At 68.8% G+C, this 17,301-nt stretch carries 15 protein-coding genes; 12 read left to right on the forward strand and 3 right to left on the reverse strand.

What is annotated here, in order from left to right:
* The first annotated feature begins 53 nt into the window (after positions 1–53).
* The 3 genes from LMU33_RS07915 (at position 54) to LMU33_RS07925 (ending at position 4,467) form a co-directional block, all read left to right on the forward strand.
* Entirely contained in the window at positions 54–755 is a 702-nt protein-coding gene (locus LMU33_RS07915; RefSeq protein ID WP_228618644.1) for an HAD family hydrolase, read from the forward strand.
* 432 nt (positions 756–1,187) lie between these two features.
* Positions 1,188–2,792, forward strand: coding sequence for an ABC transporter substrate-binding protein (locus tag LMU33_RS07920; protein WP_228618646.1), 1,605 nt, complete (start codon positions 1,188–1,190; stop codon positions 2,790–2,792).
* 97 nt (positions 2,793–2,889) lie between these two features.
* The gene (locus LMU33_RS07925; protein WP_228618648.1) at positions 2,890–4,467 is read left to right on the forward strand and encodes an ABC transporter substrate-binding protein; all 1,578 of its coding nucleotides are present in this window, start codon (positions 2,890–2,892) and stop codon (positions 4,465–4,467) included.
* A gap of 75 nt (positions 4,468–4,542) precedes the next feature.
* Here LMU33_RS07925 and LMU33_RS07930 read toward each other — a convergent pair whose 3' ends face one another.
* Together LMU33_RS07930 and LMU33_RS07935 are read right to left on the reverse strand one after the other, a co-directional pair.
* A complete protein-coding gene (locus LMU33_RS07930) occupies positions 4,543–5,214 on the reverse strand; it encodes a response regulator (protein ID WP_228618649.1) in 672 nt (223 codons plus the stop codon).
* Between the two features lie 14 nt (positions 5,215–5,228).
* The gene (locus LMU33_RS07935; protein ID WP_228618651.1) at positions 5,229–6,260 is read right to left on the reverse strand and encodes a PD-(D/E)XK nuclease family protein; all 1,032 of its coding nucleotides are present in this window, start codon (positions 6,258–6,260) and stop codon (positions 5,229–5,231) included.
* Positions 6,261–6,934: 674 nt separating this feature from the next.
* Here LMU33_RS07935 and LMU33_RS07940 point away from each other — a divergent pair.
* From LMU33_RS07940 to LMU33_RS07950, 3 genes are all read left to right on the forward strand, one after another.
* Positions 6,935–8,416 carry a site-2 protease family protein gene (locus tag LMU33_RS07940; RefSeq protein ID WP_443728962.1) on the forward strand — a complete coding sequence of 494 codons (1,482 nt, stop codon included), beginning with the start codon at positions 6,935–6,937 and terminating at the stop codon, positions 8,414–8,416.
* A 132-nt stretch (positions 8,417–8,548) separates the two neighbouring features.
* Positions 8,549–9,451 (forward strand): tRNA (adenine-N1)-methyltransferase, encoded by a 903-nt coding sequence (locus LMU33_RS07945; protein WP_228618655.1) that lies wholly within the window; start codon positions 8,549–8,551, stop codon positions 9,449–9,451.
* Between the two features lie 252 nt (positions 9,452–9,703).
* Complete coding sequence (locus LMU33_RS07950; RefSeq protein ID WP_228618656.1) at positions 9,704–10,285, forward strand: hypothetical protein; 582 nt, start codon at positions 9,704–9,706, stop codon at positions 10,283–10,285.
* A gap of 19 nt (positions 10,286–10,304) precedes the next feature.
* Here the strand turns inward: LMU33_RS07950 and LMU33_RS07955 are convergent, their stop codons facing one another.
* Positions 10,305–10,607: a ferredoxin gene (locus LMU33_RS07955; protein WP_228618658.1), complete on the reverse strand. Its 303-nt coding sequence runs from the start codon at positions 10,605–10,607 to the stop codon at positions 10,305–10,307.
* A 522-nt stretch (positions 10,608–11,129) separates the two neighbouring features.
* On the opposite strand from LMU33_RS07955, the gene arc reads away from it, so the two are divergent.
* The 6 genes from arc (at position 11,130) to prcA (ending at position 17,273) form a co-directional block, all read left to right on the forward strand.
* Positions 11,130–12,896 (forward strand): proteasome ATPase, encoded by a 1,767-nt coding sequence (arc, locus tag LMU33_RS07960; RefSeq protein ID WP_228618660.1) that lies wholly within the window; start codon positions 11,130–11,132, stop codon positions 12,894–12,896.
* A gap of 234 nt (positions 12,897–13,130) precedes the next feature.
* A complete protein-coding gene (gene dop / locus LMU33_RS07965; RefSeq protein WP_372477900.1) occupies positions 13,131–14,642 on the forward strand; it encodes a depupylase/deamidase Dop in 1,512 nt (503 codons plus the stop codon).
* A 171-nt stretch (positions 14,643–14,813) separates the two neighbouring features.
* Positions 14,814–15,032, forward strand: a complete 219-nt coding sequence (locus tag LMU33_RS07970) for a ubiquitin-like protein Pup (RefSeq protein WP_023551933.1) — start codon at positions 14,814–14,816, stop codon at positions 15,030–15,032.
* Between the two features lie 392 nt (positions 15,033–15,424).
* Positions 15,425–15,658, forward strand: a complete 234-nt coding sequence (locus LMU33_RS41630) for an endonuclease VII domain-containing protein (protein WP_308280764.1) — start codon at positions 15,425–15,427, stop codon at positions 15,656–15,658.
* The gene (gene prcB / locus LMU33_RS07980) at positions 15,610–16,455 is read left to right on the forward strand and encodes a proteasome subunit beta (protein ID WP_228618661.1); all 846 of its coding nucleotides are present in this window, start codon (positions 15,610–15,612) and stop codon (positions 16,453–16,455) included. The genes LMU33_RS41630 and prcB overlap by 49 nt, the downstream gene beginning before the upstream one ends.
* Before the next feature lie 62 nt (positions 16,456–16,517).
* Positions 16,518–17,273, forward strand: coding sequence for a proteasome subunit alpha (gene prcA, locus LMU33_RS07985; RefSeq protein ID WP_228618663.1), 756 nt, complete (start codon positions 16,518–16,520; stop codon positions 17,271–17,273).
* Positions 17,274–17,301: the final 28 nt, after the last annotated feature.

Here is a 17,301-nt window from a genome sequence, read left to right on the forward strand (position 1 = left end):
CCGGTTCCCTGTCCGGGAACCGGCCTGATCGTCCCTCGAGGAGGTGCGCCCGGATGACCAGCACGGTCCCCGCGCTCGGAACCCTTACGGCCGAAGGCTCCGCCCTGCAGGCGGTGCTCCTCGACATGGACGGCACCCTGGTGGACACCGAGGGATTCTGGTGGGACGTCGAGGTGGAGGTCTTCGCCGCCCTCGGCCACACCCTGGACGAGTCCTGGCGGCACGTCGTGGTCGGCGGACCCATGACGCGCAGCGCCGGCTTCCTCATCGAGGCCACCGGCGCCGACATCACCCTCGCCGAACTCACCGTGCTGCTCAACGAGGGCTTCGAGGACCGCATCGACCGTGCCCTGCCGCTGATGCCGGGCGCCGCCGGCCTGCTCGCCGAACTCCACGAGCACGGCATCCCGACGGCCCTGGTCTCGGCCTCCCACCGGCGCATCATCGACCGCGTGCTGAGCATCCTGGGCGCCCACCACTTCGACCTGTCCATCGCAGGCGACGAGGTCTCACGCACCAAGCCCTTCCCCGACCCCTACCTGCTCGCCGCGGCGGGACTCGGGGCCCGGCCGGACAGATGCGCGGTGGTGGAGGACACCGCGACCGGTGTCGCCGCCGCCGAGGCCGCCGGCTGCCGCGTCGTCGCCGTACCCTCCGTCGCCCCCATCAGCCCTGCCGCCGGACGCACCGTGGTGACCTCTCTGGAACAGGTCGACCTGGCATTTCTGCGCGGCCTGATGACGGAAATGCTCTAGCCGTTCACCCAGCGTAAAAGTCCATTGGCCGGGCTGGACAAATTTCCGAGGAAGTACACCCAAGTGGAATTCATGGCCAGCCGCCGGGCCGAATTCCACTGACTCCCCGCACAGTTGGGAGTGTGACGTTCCCCACCCCGAAGGCCCTCGACAACCAGGGTCAAGTGTGCAGAAGGGCCCCGTTCGGCCCGGAACGACGGGTCTTTGTGTCCCGATTGATGGGATGCTGCACTAATCCTGCCGCTGTCGGGTTTTCGGTGTGTCCGCACCTGGTTTCGCTGCGTGATGGGGGGTCAACTCGCGGGGCCGTGAACCCTCCTGCGGGCGCGGACTAATCTCATCGCGAGAACATCGCCGCAACCCCCCGTGATCTGCCGCACCACCCATGCATGTCGGATACACGGACCCGAACAGCTCTGGAGAAACTCCCGCATGAACCGCAAGACTTTGGTGCTGCCGGCGGTGGCCGGCCTGCTCACCCCGGTTCTCGCCGCGTGTGGCGGATCCGGCAGCGGGAGCAAGAGCGGTGACGCCATCGTCGTCGGCACCACGGACCGGTTCACCACCACCAGCGACGCCCCGGCGCCCCTCGACCCCGCCTACGCCTACGACGTCGGCACCTGGAACATCCTGCGCCAGACCGTGCAGACCCTGATGGCCCAGCCCAAGGGCGAGGGCGAACCCGTCCCGGACGCCGCCGACAGCTGCTCCTTCACCGACAGCGGCAGCGAGCGCTACGCCTGCAAGCTCCGCGACGGCCTGAAGTTCGCCAGCGGCGACCCGGTGACCGCCCAGGACGTCAAGTACTCCATCGAGCGCGCCCTGCGCATCAAGTCCAGCAGCGGTGTCGCCTCCCTGCTGAACACCATCGACACCATCGAGACGCAGGGCGACCGCGAGGTCATCTTCCACCTCAAGACCGCCGACGCCACCTTCCCGTACAAGCTGTCCACCCCGGTCGCGGGCATCATCAACCCGAAGGACTACCAGAAGGACAAGCTGCGCGACGGCTTCGAGATCGACGGCTCGGGTCCCTACACCTTGCAGGCCGACGTCAGCGGCAACGCGATGTCCGCCGCCACCTTCACCAAGAACCCCAACTACAAGGGCTACTTCAAGGTGAACAACGACAAGGTCGAGCTGCGCTCCTTCGCCGACGCCGACGCCATGGGCGCCGCCATCGACAAGGGTGACATCGACGTCATGACCCGCACCATGTCGCCCGCGCAGATCCAGAAGCTGGACGCCGGCGGCGACGACAAGGTCGACCTCGTCGACATGCCGGGTCTGGAGATCCGCTACCTCGCCTTCGACACCAACGCGCCCAGCGTGAAGTCCAAGGCCGTACGCCAGGCCATGGCCCAGCTCATCGACCGCGCGGAAGTCGTCTCCAAGGTCTACGGCACCCAGGCCGAGGCGCTGTACTCGCTCGTCCCCGCCACCGTCACCGGCCACTCCAACTCGTTCTTCAACAAGTACGGCAACCCCAGCGTCGCCAAGGCCAAGGACCTGCTGACCAAGGCCGGCATCACCACCCCGGTCAAGCTGACCCTGCACTACACCACCGACCACTACGGCTCCGCCACGAAGAAGGAGTTCGAGGTCCTGCAGAAGCAGCTCAACGACAGCGGGCTGTTCGACGCGTCCATCCAGGGCCACCCCTGGGACGTCTTCCGGCCCGCCGAGCAGAAGGGCCAGTACGACGTCTACGGCATGGGCTGGTTCCCCGACTTCCCGGACGCCGACAACTTCCTCGCGCCCTTCCTCGACAAGGACAACTTCCTCGGCTCGCCGTACTCCAACAGCACCATCCAGCGCACCCTGATCCCGGAGTCCCGCCGCGAGGCCGACCGGCTCAACGCCGGCAAGAGCCTGACGGCGATCCAGGACATCGTCGCCGAGGACGTCCCGGTCCTGCCGCTGTGGCAGGGCAAGCAGTACGTCGCCGCACGGGACGACATCACGGGCGTTGCCTACGCCCTCAACTCCTCGTCTACGCTCCAGCTGTGGGAGCTCGGCCGCGGTGTGAGCGGCTGACGGCTCTCTCGTCCGGGGGCCAGGGACGGCTGCCCCGGACAGCCCGGGACCAGGACGGCGGACCCGGGTGACGAACCGACGACAAGGCACATTTCAAGTGAACATGCGCAACCAGTGGCCAGTCCTGCCGATCGTGGCGGGGCTGGCCTCCGGCCTGTTGACCGGCTGCGGCTCGGAGAGCGGTGATTCCGGGGGCACCGGCTCCTCCGTGGTGATGGGGATGTCCGACGACGTCCTCGCCACGGACCCGGCCTCCGGCTACGACCCCGGCTCCTGGCTGTTGTTCGACAACGTCTTCCAGTCGCTGCTCAGCTTCCCCAAGGGCCAGACCGAACCCCAGCCGGAACTGGCGAAGGAATGCTCCTTCACCGACTCCCGCGCCACGGTCTACCAGTGCACCCTCAAGGACGGCCTGAAGTTCAGCAACGGTGACGCCCTCACCTCGAAGGACGTCGAGTTCTCCTTCGACCGCATGCTGAAGATCAACGACCCCGCGGGGCCCGCGGTCATGTTCCCGATGCTCGGCAGCATCGACACCCCGGACGCCAGGACGGTCGTCTTCCACCTGAAGACCTCCGACGCCACCTTCCCCAGCAAGATCGCCTCCGGCGCCGGCTCCATCGTCGACCACCGCCAGTACGACGCGAACGGCCTGCGCACCGACCACAAGGCCATCGGCTCCGGCCCCTACAAGCTGGACTCCTTCGACAAGGACCAGGCGGTCTTCTCCGTCAACGGCAACTACAAGGGCACCGCCAAGGTCAAGAACTCCGGCGTCACCATGAAGTTCTTCCACGGCGACCGCGCAGCCCTGAAGAAGGCCCTCCTCGACGGCAACGTCGACATCGCCTACCGAGGCCTGTCCGCCTCCGACATCGCCGGTCTCGACCAGCAGGAGGGCAAGGGCGTCGACGTCATCGAGGGCAGCAGCGCCGAAGTCCAGCACCTGGTCTTCAACATGAAGGACCCCGTCGCCGGAAACCTCGGTGTCCGCAAGGCCATGGCCTACCTCGTCGACCGCGACGCCCTCATCAAGAACGTCTACCAGGGCACCGCCACCCCGCTGTACTCGATCATCCCGGCGGGCATCGTCGGCCACAACACGGCCTTCTTCGACACCTACGGCGCCCGCCCCTCCCAGGCCAAGGCCGCCGCCGCACTGCGCGCCGCCGGCATCAACCGCAAGGTCGAGCTCACCCTGTGGTCCACGCCGTCGCGCTACGGCCCCGCCACCGACGAGGAACTGAAGGCCATCGCCGGGCAGCTCAACGCCAGCGGACTGTTCCGGGCCGACGTCAAGTCGGTCGCCTTCGACCAGTACGAGAAGAACATCGCGGCCGGCAAGTACGGCGTCTACGTCAAGGGCTGGATCCCGGACTACCCCGACGCCGACAACTTCACCGCACCCTTCTTCGGCAAGGGCAACGTGCTGGACAACAACTACAGCAACCGCACCATCAACGGCACCCTCATCCCCGACACCGCCGCGCAGAGCGACCGGGCCGCCACCGACAAGGACTTCGGCCGGCTGCAGAACATCGTCGCCACCGAACTGCCCGTCCTGCCCGTGTGGCAGGCCAAGCAGTACGCGGTCGCCCGCGACGGCGTCTACGGCCTGGAGTACTGCCTGGACGCCTCCACGGTGTTCCGGTTCTGGGAACTCAGCAAGAGCTGACGCCCGTTGACACCGAGGGCGCCCGTCTCCACACGGGAGGGGCGCCCTTCGCCGTCGTACCGGACGTGTGCGCGCTCACTGCGCGCCGGGGCGCACCAGACCGCTCTCGTACGCGTACACCGCCGCCTGCACCCGGTCCCTCAGGCCCAGTTTGGTCAGCACATGCCCCACATGCGTCTTCACGGTGGTCTCGCTGACGAACAGGTCGGCGGCGATCTCCGCGTTCGACAGACCGCGCGCCACCAGCTTCAGCACCTCCACCTCACGGTCGGTGAGGGTGTTCAGCGTGTCCGGCACGGGCTCCTCACCGGAGGGCAGATGTGTGGCGTACTTGTCCAGCAGCCGGCGCGTGATGCTCGGCGCCAGCATCGCCTCACCCGCCGCCACCACACGGATCGCCTGCACCAGCTCGTTCGCGGGCGCGTCCTTCAGCAGAAAACCGCTCGCACCGGCGCGCAGCGCCTCCACCACGTACTCGTCCAGATCGAACGTGGTCAGCACCAGTACCTTCGCCGGACCGGACCGGTCGGGCCCGGTGATCTGCCGGGTCGCCTCCACCCCGTCCATCCGAGGCATACGGATGTCCATCAGCACCACGTCCGGCTGCAGGGCCCGCACCTGATCGAGGGCCTGCAGACCGTCACCGGCCTCGCCCACGACCGCGATGTCCTGCTCGGCCTCCAGGATCATCCGGAAACCCGTACGCAGCAGGGGCTGGTCGTCGACCAGTAGGACACGGATGGCCACCTGACACTCCTTCGCTAGTCCGGGCCCATTCTGCCCTGCGACACGCTCCCCGACTCGCGCGCCCTCACCGGCAACGGATACGGCGGGGGAGTGCCGCCGAACTCCGGGCAGTGCGCCTGGTGGTCGCACCAACCGCACAGCTTGGTCGGGCGCGGCCGCCACTCCCCGGTCTCCGTGGCCTGCCTGATGGCGTCCCACAGCGCGTGCAGCTTGCGCTCCACCCGCTCCAGATCGGCCAGGACCGGGTCGTACGTCAGCACATCCCCGCTGCCCAGGTACACCAGCTGCAGCCGCCGCGGCACGACCCCCTTCAGCCGCCACACCACCAGGGCGTAGAACTTCATCTGGAACAGCGCGCCCTCGGAGTACTCCGGCCGCGGCGCCTTCCCCGTCTTGTAGTCGACGATCCGCACCTCACCGGTCGGCGCCACATCCACCCGGTCGATGATCCCGCGCAGCCGCAGCCCCGACTCCAGCTCGGCCTCCACGAACAGCTCCCGCTCGGCCGGCTCCAACCGCGTCGGATCCTCCAGCGTGAACCAGCGCTCGACCAGCCGCTCCGCCTCCTGAAGCCACCCGGCCAGCCGCTCCCCGCCCGGGTCGTCCGCGAACAGCTCCGTCAGCTCCGGCCTGCTCTCCCGCAACCGGTCCCACTGGCCCGGGACCAACGCCTTGGCCCTGGGCGCGGTCCGCTCCGCCGCGGGCGCGTCGAAGAGCCGCTCCAGCACCGCGTGCACCAGCGTGCCCCGGGTCGCCGCCTCGCTCGGCTTCTCCGGCAGCCGGTCGATCACCCGGAACCGGTACAGCAGCGGGCACTGCATGAAGTCGCCCGCCCGGGACGGGGACAGCGAGGTGGGCGGTATGGCCACGCGCTCGGCACCGGTCTCCGGCGGCGCCGGCACGGCGGAGTCCGGCCCGGAGGCCTCCACAGCGGTCGAGGGCGCCGGCACCGACGCCGCCACGGGCGTCGGTCGCGGCGCCTCGGCCGGATCCGTCTGCTCGGCGCCGCCCGACAGGGCTCCGGCGTCCTCGATGCTGCTGTCCATGTCCACAGACCTTACGGCCCACCACTGACAGTGACCCAGCCGCCGCCCGCCTCCGGCCCCGCGACCGCGCGGCAAACACAAGGGGTGCCGGGGCGAAACGCGTCACCAAGGCCGCATACCATCGACCACAGACCCTTCCGTCCGGCAGGTGCGGAAGACGCTTCGAACGAGGGGACACCGTGGACGTGAGCGGCGGGAGCGGGCAGCCGCGGTCCGGCAAAGACAAGCCGGCCGAGCACCCCGCAGGTCCAACGGCCCCGACGACCGACCGCACCGGCCATGCGGGCCCGGAGCCCGAACCCGCGACGCCCACCGCGGACCACATCCGGGCCGAGTCCGACAACAAGGGGCACGCCGCCGACCGCCCGGCCGCCCCACGCCCCGCCCAGGCCGACGCGGACACTACCGCGAACCCGGAGAGCACGGACCGCACCGCCGCCGGCCCGGACGCCACCGCCCCTCCAGAGGGCACGGGCAGCTCCGTGCCCCCGCAGAGCACGGACGGCGTCGACCACGGCCCGGACGCCACCGCGCCCGCGCGCACGGACGACACCGGCGCCGCCCGCGGCTCGGGCCCCACCGTGCCTCCCGCGGGTACGGCCGCCACCGAGCGCGGCTCGGACACCGACAGGACCGACGGCGACCCGGCCGACACCGGCAACGCGAGGGCTGACATCGGCGAGACCGGCACCAGCAGCCCCGGCACCGGCAGTGCGAACTCGGCCGGCACCGAGGGCAGCCCCCGTACGACCGGCACCGGTGAGGGCACGGGCGCCGACGGGGGCACCCGTGACTCGCAGGCCACCGGCACCGGCGTCACGACCGGCGACACCGGCGGCTCGAAGACCCCGTCCCGTGAAGCGACCGTCCCGCCCGACACCCCCGACCCCTCCGACGTACCCGGAAACGCCCCCGGCCCCGGCACCGCGCCGGACGAGCAGCACCGCACCCTCGCCCACTCCGGAATCGCCAAGGGCGAGCCACCCCAGCCGCGGCCCAAAGAGCCCGGTGGCGGCATCCTCATGGGCCGCCCCTTCGGCGTGCCGGTGTACGTCGCACCGAGCTGGTTCCTCGTCGCCGCGCTCATCACCTGGGTCTTCGGCGGCCAGCTCGACCGCGTACTGCCCGAGCTGGGCGCCGCCCGCTACCTGGTCTCCCTGTTCTTCGCCGTCGCCTTCTACGCCTCCGTACTGGTCCACGAGCTCGCCCACACCGTCGCCGCGATCCGCTTCAAGCTCCCGGTCCGCCGCATCCAGCTGCAGTTCTTCGGCGGCGTCTCCGAGATCGAGAAGGAAGCCGAGACCCCGGGCCGCGAGTTCGTCCTGGCCTTCGTCGGACCCCTGCTCTCGCTCGTCCTGGCCGGCCTGTTCTACCTCGCCATGAAGCCCGTCGAACCCGGCACCGTACCCGGCGTCCTGCTGGCCGGCCTGATGATCTCCAACCTCATCGTGGCGATCTTCAACCTCCTTCCCGGCCTGCCCCTCGACGGCGGCCGCATGCTCCGCGCCGTCGTCTGGGCCATCACCGGCAAACCCATGAGCGGCACCGTCGCCGCCGCCTGGGTCGGCCGCGCCCTCGCCGTCGCCGTCCTGATCGGCCTGCCGCTGCTCAACCACTCCGGCGCCCTCGGCGGCAGCGGCGAGGACACCGGCGGCATGGACACCGTCACCGACGCCCTGCTCGCCGCCATCCTCGCCGCCATCATCTGGACCGGCGCCGGCAACAGCCTGCGCATGGCCCGCCTGCGCGAACACCTCCCCGAACTGCGCGCCCGCACCCTCACCCGCCGCGCCGTACCCGTCGAGACCAACACCCCGTTGTCGGAAGCGCTGCGCCGCGCCAACGCCGCCGGCGCCCGCGCCCTGGTCGTCGTCGACGCTCACGGCAACCCCATCTCCCTCGTCCGCGAGTCCGCCATCGTCGGCGTACCCGAACACCGCCGCCCCTGGGTCGCCGTCAGCGGCCTCGCCCAGGAGCTCACCGACGGCATGCGCGTCTCCGCCGAGCTTGCCGGAGAAGAACTCCTGGACGTCCTGCGCGCCACCCCGGCCACGGAGTACCTGGTGGTCGAGGAGACCGGCGAGATCTACGGCGTCCTGTCCGCGGCCGACGTGGAACGAGCCTTCGTCAAGGCGATGGCACGCCCCGCCTCATGACGCCCTGCGCCGCCGCGCCCCGAAAGCGGGCGCGGCGCCGCATCGACGTGCGGCCGCCGCCGCACGTCGGCCCGCCCAGCCCCACCCCCTCCGGCGGCCAAACCCCCGGACGGGAACCGGTACGCTGGTCACATGTCCGAACCGACCGGTGCCGCCCGCAGGCGCGGGCCCTTCAAGGTCGGGGACCAGGTACAGCTGACCGACCCCAAGGGCCGCCACTACACGTTCACGCTCGAAGCCGGGAAGAACTTCCACACCCACAAGGGTTCCTTCCCGCACGACGAACTGATCGGCGCTCCCGAGGGCAGCGTTGTCCGCACCACCGGCAACGTCGCCTACCTCGCGCTGCGCCCCCTGCTCCCCGACTACGTCCTGTCCATGCCCCGCGGGGCAGCCGTCGTCTACCCCAAGGACGCGGGGCAGATCCTCGCCTTCGCCGACATCTTCCCCGGCGCACGCGTCGTCGAGGCCGGCGTCGGCTCCGGCTCGCTCAGCAGCTTCCTGCTGCGCGCCATCGGCGACCAGGGCATGCTGCACTCCTACGAGCGCCGCGAGGACTTCGCCGAGATCGCCAAGCAGAACGTGGAACGCTACTTCGGCGGCCCCCACCCCGCCTGGCAGCTCACCGTCGGCGACCTCCAGGACAACCTCTCCGACACCGACGTCGACCGCGTCATCCTCGACATGCTCGCCCCCTGGGAATGCCTCGAGGCCGTCTCCAAGGCACTCGTCCCCGGCGGCATCCTCTGCTGCTACGTGGCCACCACCACCCAGCTCGCCCGGACCGTGGAGTCCATCCGGGAGATCGGCTGCTTCAACGAGCCGACCGCCTGGGAAACCATGATCCGCAACTGGCACATCGAAGGCCTCGCCGTCCGCCCCGACCACCGCATGATCGGCCACACCGGCTTCCTGCTCACCGCCCGCCGCCTCGCCGACGGCGTCGAGCCGCCCATGCGCCGCCGCCGCCCCGCCAAGGGCGCCTACGGCGAGGACTACGCCGGACCCAACGCCGACGGCGGCCCCGGCCGCTGACCCACCCCGCACACAGCCAACGCAAGGGCGCCGTGCCGCAGTTCCCGCACACCGACGGGAACTCCGGCACGGCGCCCACTCGTTGACAGGCCACCAGGGGCCCCACCGCACGGCACCCGCACGGCGCGCGCGCCCACCACAAGCGCGCGCCGCCGCCTGCGGGAATCCCCGACCCCGCCGTTCCCCCGCACTGTGACGTGTGGCACCATGCTGGCCACCCCACCGGCACAGCCCTCACAGGAGACACTCCTAGTGCAGCAATCCGCCGTTCCGGAGCTCGCTCACAGCCAGACCCGGCCCATCCACTGGGTCGCCACCGCCACGGCCGTCGCCGGCGTCGTAGCCCTCTCCTCCGTCGTACAACCCGGATCGGCCACCGCCGCCCAAACCCACACCGACACCCGCGGCAAGTCCGCCCCCGCCGCCGTCGCAGCGCCCAGCACCACCGGCGTCGACTTCCCCCTGCAATGCGGACCCGTGAAAGCCGTGGTCGCCAAAAAAGCCACCGGAGACCTCGACGGCGACGGCAGACCCGAAACGGTCGCGGTGGTCCACTGCGACTCCGCCATGGGCACACCCCCCGACGGGGCCTACGTCCTCACCCGCTCCGCGGACAGCGACCAACCACGCATCGTGGCCACCCTCGTCGACCCCAAGGACCGGCTCACCGTCACCGACTTCTCCATACGCGCGGGCACCGTCGCCGCCACCCTGCTCGGCTACTCCTCCGACGCCGTCCCCAACTGCTGCCCCGACCTCAAGACGCCCACCAAGTGGCACTGGAACGGCACCGCGTTCATCCGCTCCACCCCCACAGACGCCCACAGCGTCTGACACACGTCCGGGCCCGGCCTCACTCCGCGTCGGGCCCGTACACCTCGACCCTGTCCGAAACCCGGCGCACATGAATGCACTCACCGGGACACTCCCGAGCCGAGTCCACCACATCCGCCAGCAGCGGCAACGGCACCGGCGCCACCGCACCCACCGCCTGCAACAGCTCCGCGTCCGCACCCTTCACATAGGCCAGCCCGTCGATGTCCAGCTCGAACACCTCAGGCGCGTACTGGGCGCAGATCCCGTCACCGGTACACAGATCCTGGTCGATCCAGACCTCCAGCGCCTCCCCGCCCAGGGCCTCCTGCTGCACGGTCACCTCTCCTGCCGTCGGTATGCCGGGCGGAACCGGCACCCCAAGGGTCAGCCGGGTCCGCACCAGCGGCTGTTGAACACCCCCGACCCTACCTCCGCCGGCATTCCGGCCACGTTCCACCGGCACCGGGTTTCCACTCCCGCCCCCTCGGGTAACAGCGCCCGACCAGGACAGACATGACATCGGCCACGGCACCCACCACTTCAAGCCGGACCGGCCGTCACACCTGTCATCCGGACCGTCGCTCAGCGTGATGACCGCGAGAGCGTACCGCGGGCTGCCCACCTCCCGGGCCCACCAGCCCGGACCGGACAACTCCGGCCACTCCCGAAGGGTTTTGACCATGCGATGCCCGGAACAAGTCGCTTCCGCATCACGTTGAGTGGGTATCCCCTCCGTGCGAGGGAGAGCGCAACGGGTGACCGACGACACACCTTGACAGTCTTGGTGATCTAGGGGTTTCAATCGACACCCACCCAGGTAGGGTCTGGAAGCGTCCAGCTCCCCTTGGAGGAGGTGAGGACCGTGGCAGCCCACGACGACGACATGAACCGCGGCATCCGCCCGGGACGAGGGTCCGACGACCCGGCCGGGCAGATCGCCTACCTTGAGCAGGAGATCGCCGTCCTGCGACGCAAGCTCGCCGACTCTCCGCGACACACGAGGATTCTCGAAGAGCGGATCGTCGAGCTGCAGACCAACCTGGCCGGCGTGTCCGCCCAGAACGAACGGCTGGCCAACACCCTCCGCGAGGCCCGCGACCAGATCGTGGCCCTCAAGGAAGAGGTCGACCGGCTCGCCCAGCCGCCCGCCGGCTTCGGCGTCTTCCTGCAGGCCAACGAGGACGGCACCGCCGACATCTTCACCGGAGGCCGCAAACTCCGCGTGAACGTCAGCCCCAGCGTCGACCTCGACGACCTGCGGCGCGGCCAGGAAGTCATGCTCAACGAAGCGCTCAACGTGGTCGAAGCCATGGAATACGAGCGCGTCGGCGACATCGTCACCCTCAAGGAAATCCTCGAGGACGGCGAGCGCGCCCTCGTACTGGGGCACACCGACGAGGAACGGGTGGTACGGCTCGCCGAGCCACTGCTGGACGTCACCATCCGCGCCGGCGACGCCCTCCTGCTCGAACCCCGCTCCGGCTACGTCTACGAAGTCGTCCCCAAGAGCGAGGTCGAAGAACTCGTCCTCGAAGAGGTCCCCGACATCGGCTACGAGCAGATCGGCGGACTCGGCAACCAGATCGAAGCCATCCGCGACGCGGTCGAGCTGCCGTACCTCTACCCCGACCTGTTCAAGGAGCACGAGCTGCGCCCGCCGAAGGGCGTCCTGCTCTACGGCCCCCCCGGCTGCGGCAAGACACTCATCGCCAAGGCCGTCGCGAACTCGCTCGCCAAGAAGGTCGCCGAGGTCACCGGCCAAGCCGCCGGCAAGAGCTTCTTCCTCAACATCAAGGGCCCCGAGCTGCTCAACAAGTACGTCGGCGAGACCGAGCGGCAGATCCGCCTCGTCTTCCAGCGTGCCCGGGAGAAGGCCAGCGAGGGCACCCCCGTCATCGTCTTCTTCGACGAGATGGAGTCCCTCTTCCGCACCCGCGGCTCCGGCGTCAGCTCCGACGTGGAGAACACCATCGTCCCGCAGCTGCTCGCCGAGATCGACGGCGTGGAAGGCCTGGAGAACGTGGTCGTCATCGGCGCCTCCAACCGCGAGGACATGATCGACCCCGCCATCCTGCGCCCCGGCCGCCTCGACGTGAAGATCAAGATCGAGCGCCCCGACGCCGAAGCCGCCAAGGACATCTTCGGCAAGTACCTCACCGAACGCCTCCCGCTGCACGCCGACGACCTCGGCGAACACGGCGGCGACAAGGCCACCACCGTCCAGAGCATGATCCAGACGGCGGTCGAGCAGATGTACGCCGAATCCGAGGAGAACCGCTTCCTGGAAGTCACCTACGCCAACGGCGACAAGGAAGTCCTCTACTTCAAGGACTTCAACTCCGGCGCCATGATCGAAAACATCGTCGGACGCGCCAAGAAAATGGCGATCAAGGACTTCCTCGAAAAGAACCAGAAGGGCCTCCGCGTCTCCCACCTCCTCCAGGCCTGCGTGGACGAGTTCAAGGAGAACGAAGACCTCCCCAACACCACCAACCCCGACGACTGGGCCCGCATCTCCGGAAAGAAGGGCGAACGGATCGTCTACATCCGTACCCTCATCACCGGAAAGCAGGGCGCAGACACCGGACGCTCCATCGACACGGTGGCGAACACCGGTCAGTACCTGTAACAGCAGGGCGGCTGCGGGTGCCCTCACCGGGGTACCCGCAGCCCTTGCGTTTTTCAGGCCACGACCGGAGCAGCCAATGACGCAAATGATCTCCCCACCAGCGCAAAGGCGTTCTAGGCTCGTTCCTACCGCCGAGTCGCGCAGTGCGGGGACGGGCACCGCACACGCACCGGAGCGCCAGCGGTACGTGAGCGGCGCCCACGACCGAGGGTGCCGCCGGGCAAGGAGGGCCGCATGACCGTACGGCGAGTAATGGGCATCGAGACGGAGTACGGAATCTCCGTCCCCGGCCACCCCAACGCCAATGCCATGCTCACCTCGTCCCAGATCGTCAACGCCTACGCGGCGGCGATGCACCGGGCCCGCCGGGCCCGCTGGGACTTCGAGGAAGAAAACCCGCTACGGGACGCGCGAGGCTTCGACCTCGCCCGGGAGGCCGCCGACGCCAGCCAGCTCACCGACGAGGACATCGGCCTCGCCAACGTCATCCTCACCAACGGTGCGCGACTCTACGTCGACCACGCCCACCCCGAATACAGCGCCCCCGAGGTCACCAACCCCCGCGACGCCGTCCTCTGGGACAAGGCCGGCGAACGCATCATGGCCGAAGCCGCCGAACGAGCAGCCCAGCTCCCCGGCGCCCAGCCCATCCACCTCTACAAGAACAACACCGACAACAAGGGCGCCAGCTACGGCACACACGAGAACTACCTGATGAAGCGGGAAACCCCCTTCTCGGACATCGTGCGCCACCTCACCCCCTTCTTCGTCTCCCGCCAGGTCTTCTCCGGCGCCGGCCGCGTCGGCATCGGCCAGGACGGCCACGAACACGGCTTCCAGATCAGCCAGCGCGCCGACTACTTCGAAGTCGAGGTCGGCCTCGAAACCACCCTCAAGCGCCCCATCATCAACACGCGCGACGAACCCCACGCCGACGCGGAGAAATACCGCCGCCTCCACGTGATCATCGGCGACGCCAACCTCTCCGAGATCTCCACCTACCTCAAACTGGGCACGACCTCCCTGGTCCTGTCCATGATCGAGGACAGCTTCATCGCGGTGGACCTCGCCGTCGACCAGCCGGTAAGGACGCTCCACCAGGTCTCCCACGACCCCTCCCTGAAGCGCCTGATCACGCTCCGCAGCGGCCGCACCCTGACCGCCGTACAGCTCCAGATGGAGTACTACGAGCTGTCCCGCAAGTACGTGGAGGAGCGCTACGGCGCCGACGCCGACGACCAGACCAAGGACGTCCTGACCCGCTGGGAAGACACCCTCACGCGGCTCGAGAACGACCCCATGAGCCTCGCCGGCGAACTCGACTGGGTCGCCAAACGCGAACTGATGGAGGGCTACCGCCGCCGTGACGGCCTCGACTGGGACGCCGCCCGCCTCCACCTCGTCGACCTCCAGTACGCCGACGTGCGAGCCGAGAAAGGCCTCTACAACCGCCTCGTCGCCCGCGGCCGCATGAAGCGGCTCCTGGACGAGGCCGAGGTCGACAGGGCCCGCACCAAGCCGCCGGAGGACACCCGGGCGTACTTCCGCGGCCGCTGCCTGGAGCAGTACGCCGACGACGTCGCCGCCGCCTCCTGGGACTCGGTCATCTTCGACCTCCCCGGCCGGGACTCGTTGCAGCGCGTTCCAACCCTGGAACCGCTACGCGGAACGCGAAATCACGTCAAGGAGCTGCTGGACCGCTGCCGCACCGCAGAAGACCTGGTCAGGGTCCTGTCAGGCGGCTGAGCGGGCCAGGGGGGTACTCGGTGCGGCTCGGGCGGCAGGGTGGAAATCCTGCCGCCCGGGAATCATCGAGATGGCCCCCGTACGTTGGAGAAACTGCGGGGCCGATGTCGGACCCGGCTTGTAGGGTCTGATCATCACCGATCGGCAGGCGAACTGAGCGGGGTGAGGGTTATGGCAACCAAGGACACCGGCGGCGGCCAGCAGAAGGCCACGCGCGCGACCGAAGAGGTCGAGGAGCAGGCGCAGGACGCGCAGGCTTCGGAGGACCTCAAGGAGCGGCACGAGAAACTGAGCGACGACGTGGACTCCGTCCTGGACGAAATCGATGACGTGCTCGAGGAGAACGCAGAGGACTTCGTTCGAAGCTTCGTTCAAAAAGGCGGCCAGTAGCCTTCGAATTGAAGGTGGCGAGGGGGGCTGGCTTGGGAAGCGAAGAAGGTGTGAAGCGCTGCTCGCGGTGCAAGCAGCACAAACCGCGGGCAGCGTTCGCGCGGAACAAGGCGATGCGTGACGGGCTGCAGGTCTCTTGCCGGGAGTGCGCGTCGGCGTACCACCAGCAGCGTCAGGTGGCCAAGGGGCGCAACGTTCGTCCAGGAGTGAATGTGCCCCCTGGTCACAAGTACTGCCGTACCTGTGGCGAGATCAAGCCGCACAGCGAGTGGACTCGGAACAGCAGCGCCTCGGACGGCCTGGCGACTCTCTGCGAGGCGTGCAAGGCAGTGAAGGGTCGGCAGCACCATCTCAAGTGCGACTACAACCTCACCGAAGCCGAGCGGGACGCGATGATCGCCTCCCAGCGGGGCCTGTGTGCGATCTGTCCAGATGCCCCGCCGGTGCATGTGGATCACTGCCACAAGACGGGTAGGGTCCGTGGCGTACTGTGCTTCAACTGCAATTCGGCCATCGGCAAGTTGCGAGACGACCCTGACGTTGGCCGTCGTGCCGTTGCTTACCTGGAAGGAAACTTGTGGAAGCCAATACTCGTGGCACCGGGCGTCTACCAGCTGCCTTCCTGACGCCTGGGTCCTCCTCCTTCATGGACTTCCTGTCCGAGCACCAGCCCGAGATGCTGCCCGGCAACCGGCAGCTGCCGCCCACGCAGGGTGTGATCGAGGCACCCCACGGCACCACCATCGTGGCCGTGACCTTCCCGGGCGGCGTGGTGCTGGCCGGTGACCGTCGGGCCACCATGGGCAACATCATCGCTCAGCGGGACATCGAGAAGGTGTTCCCGGCGGACGAGTACTCGGCTGTCGGTATCGCCGGCACCGCCGGTCTCGCCGTGGAGATGGTCAAGCTCTTCCAGCTGGAGCTGGAGCACTTCGAGAAGGTCGAGGGTGCGCAGCTGTCGCTGGAGGGCAAGGCGAACCGGTTGTCGACGATGATCCGGTCGAATCTGGGCATGGCGATGCAGGGGCTGGCGGTCGTGCCGCTGTTCGCGGGGTATGACCTGGACCGGGAGAAGGGGCGGATCTTCTCCTACGACGTCACGGGTGGCCGCAGCGAGGAACACAACTTCGCGGCGACGGGTTCCGGCTCGATCTTCGCGCGTGGTGCGATGAAGAAGTTGTTCCGCGACGACCTGACGGAGGAGCAGGCGACCACGCTGGTGGTGCAGGCTCTCTATGACGCGGCTGACGACGACTCGGCGACCGGTGGTCCCGATGTCGCCCGCCGGATCTACCCGATCATCACCGTGATCACCGAGGACGGTTTCCGCCGGGTGACGGAGGAGGAGTCCTCCGGGATCGCTCGTGCGGTGCTGCAGAAGCGCCTGGAGGAGCCGGACGGCCCGAAGGCCGCCCTGCTCTGAGTGCGGGCCCCGGTTCTTATCAAGGTGATCCAGTGACCATGACAGAAAGGGACGGATAACCGGTGTCGACGCCGTTCTATGTCTCCCCTCAGCAGGCCATGGCCGACCGGGCGGAGTACGCCCGGAAGGGCATCGCCCGTGGCCGCAGCCTGGTCGTGCTGCAGTATGCCGACGGCATTGTGTTCGTCGGTGAGAACCCGTCCCGTGCGCTGCACAAGTTCAGCGAGATCTATGACCGGATCGGTTTCGCGGCCGCCGGTAAGTACAACGAGTACGAGAACCTGCGCATCGGTGGTGTTCGTTACGCCGACCTGCGTGGTTACACCTATGACCGTGATGATGTGACCGCCCGTGGTCTGGCGAACGTGTACGCCCAGACGCTCGGCACGATCTTCTCGTCGGCCGCGGAGAAGCCGTACGAGGTGGAGCTGGTCGTGGCCGAGGTGGGGGAGACCCCGGAGGGCGACCAGATCTATCGGCTGCCGCATGACGGGTCGATCGTGGACGAGCACGGTTCGGTCGCGGTGGGCGGCAACGCCGAGCAGATCAGCAGTTTCCTGGACCAGCGTCACCGTGACGGCATGTCGCTGGCGGAGGCTTTGAAGCTGGCGGTGCAGGCCTTGTCCCGTGACACCAACGGCAGCGAGCGGGAGATTCCCGCGGAGCGGCTGGAGGTGGCGGTGCTGGATCGTACGCGTCCGCAGAAGCGCAAGTTCAAGCGCATCGTCGGTCGTCAGCTGTCGCGTCTGCTGGCGGCGGACGGCGCAACCACCGAGGCGGAGAGCTCGGAGGAGGAGGACGGCTCCGAGGAGGAGTGATCCGCCGCCCTGTTTGCCTGCTCCCGTG

This window comes from Streptomyces barringtoniae (assembly GCF_020819595.1).
Lineage (GTDB): Bacteria > Actinomycetota > Actinomycetes > Streptomycetales > Streptomycetaceae > Streptomyces > Streptomyces barringtoniae.

Excerpts from the sequence above, each read along its gene's own strand:
- LMU33_RS07920 (WP_228618646.1), top strand. The coding sequence starts at position 1,188 with ATGAACCGCAAGACTTTGGTGCTGCCGGCGGTGGCCGGCCTGCTCACC.
- dop (WP_372477900.1), top strand. The coding sequence starts at position 13,131 with ATGACCGTACGGCGAGTAATGGGCATCGAGACGGAGTACGGAATCTCC.
- LMU33_RS07945 (WP_228618655.1), top strand. The coding sequence starts at position 8,549 with ATGTCCGAACCGACCGGTGCCGCCCGCAGGCGCGGGCCCTTCAAGGTC.
- LMU33_RS07915 (WP_228618644.1), top strand. The coding sequence starts at position 54 with ATGACCAGCACGGTCCCCGCGCTCGGAACCCTTACGGCCGAAGGCTCC.
- LMU33_RS41630 (WP_308280764.1), top strand. The coding sequence starts at position 15,425 with ATGATCGCCTCCCAGCGGGGCCTGTGTGCGATCTGTCCAGATGCCCCG.
- LMU33_RS07935 (WP_228618651.1), bottom strand. The coding sequence starts at position 6,260 with ATGGACAGCAGCATCGAGGACGCCGGAGCCCTGTCGGGCGGCGCCGAG.
- LMU33_RS07970 (WP_023551933.1), top strand. The coding sequence starts at position 14,814 with ATGGCAACCAAGGACACCGGCGGCGGCCAGCAGAAGGCCACGCGCGCG.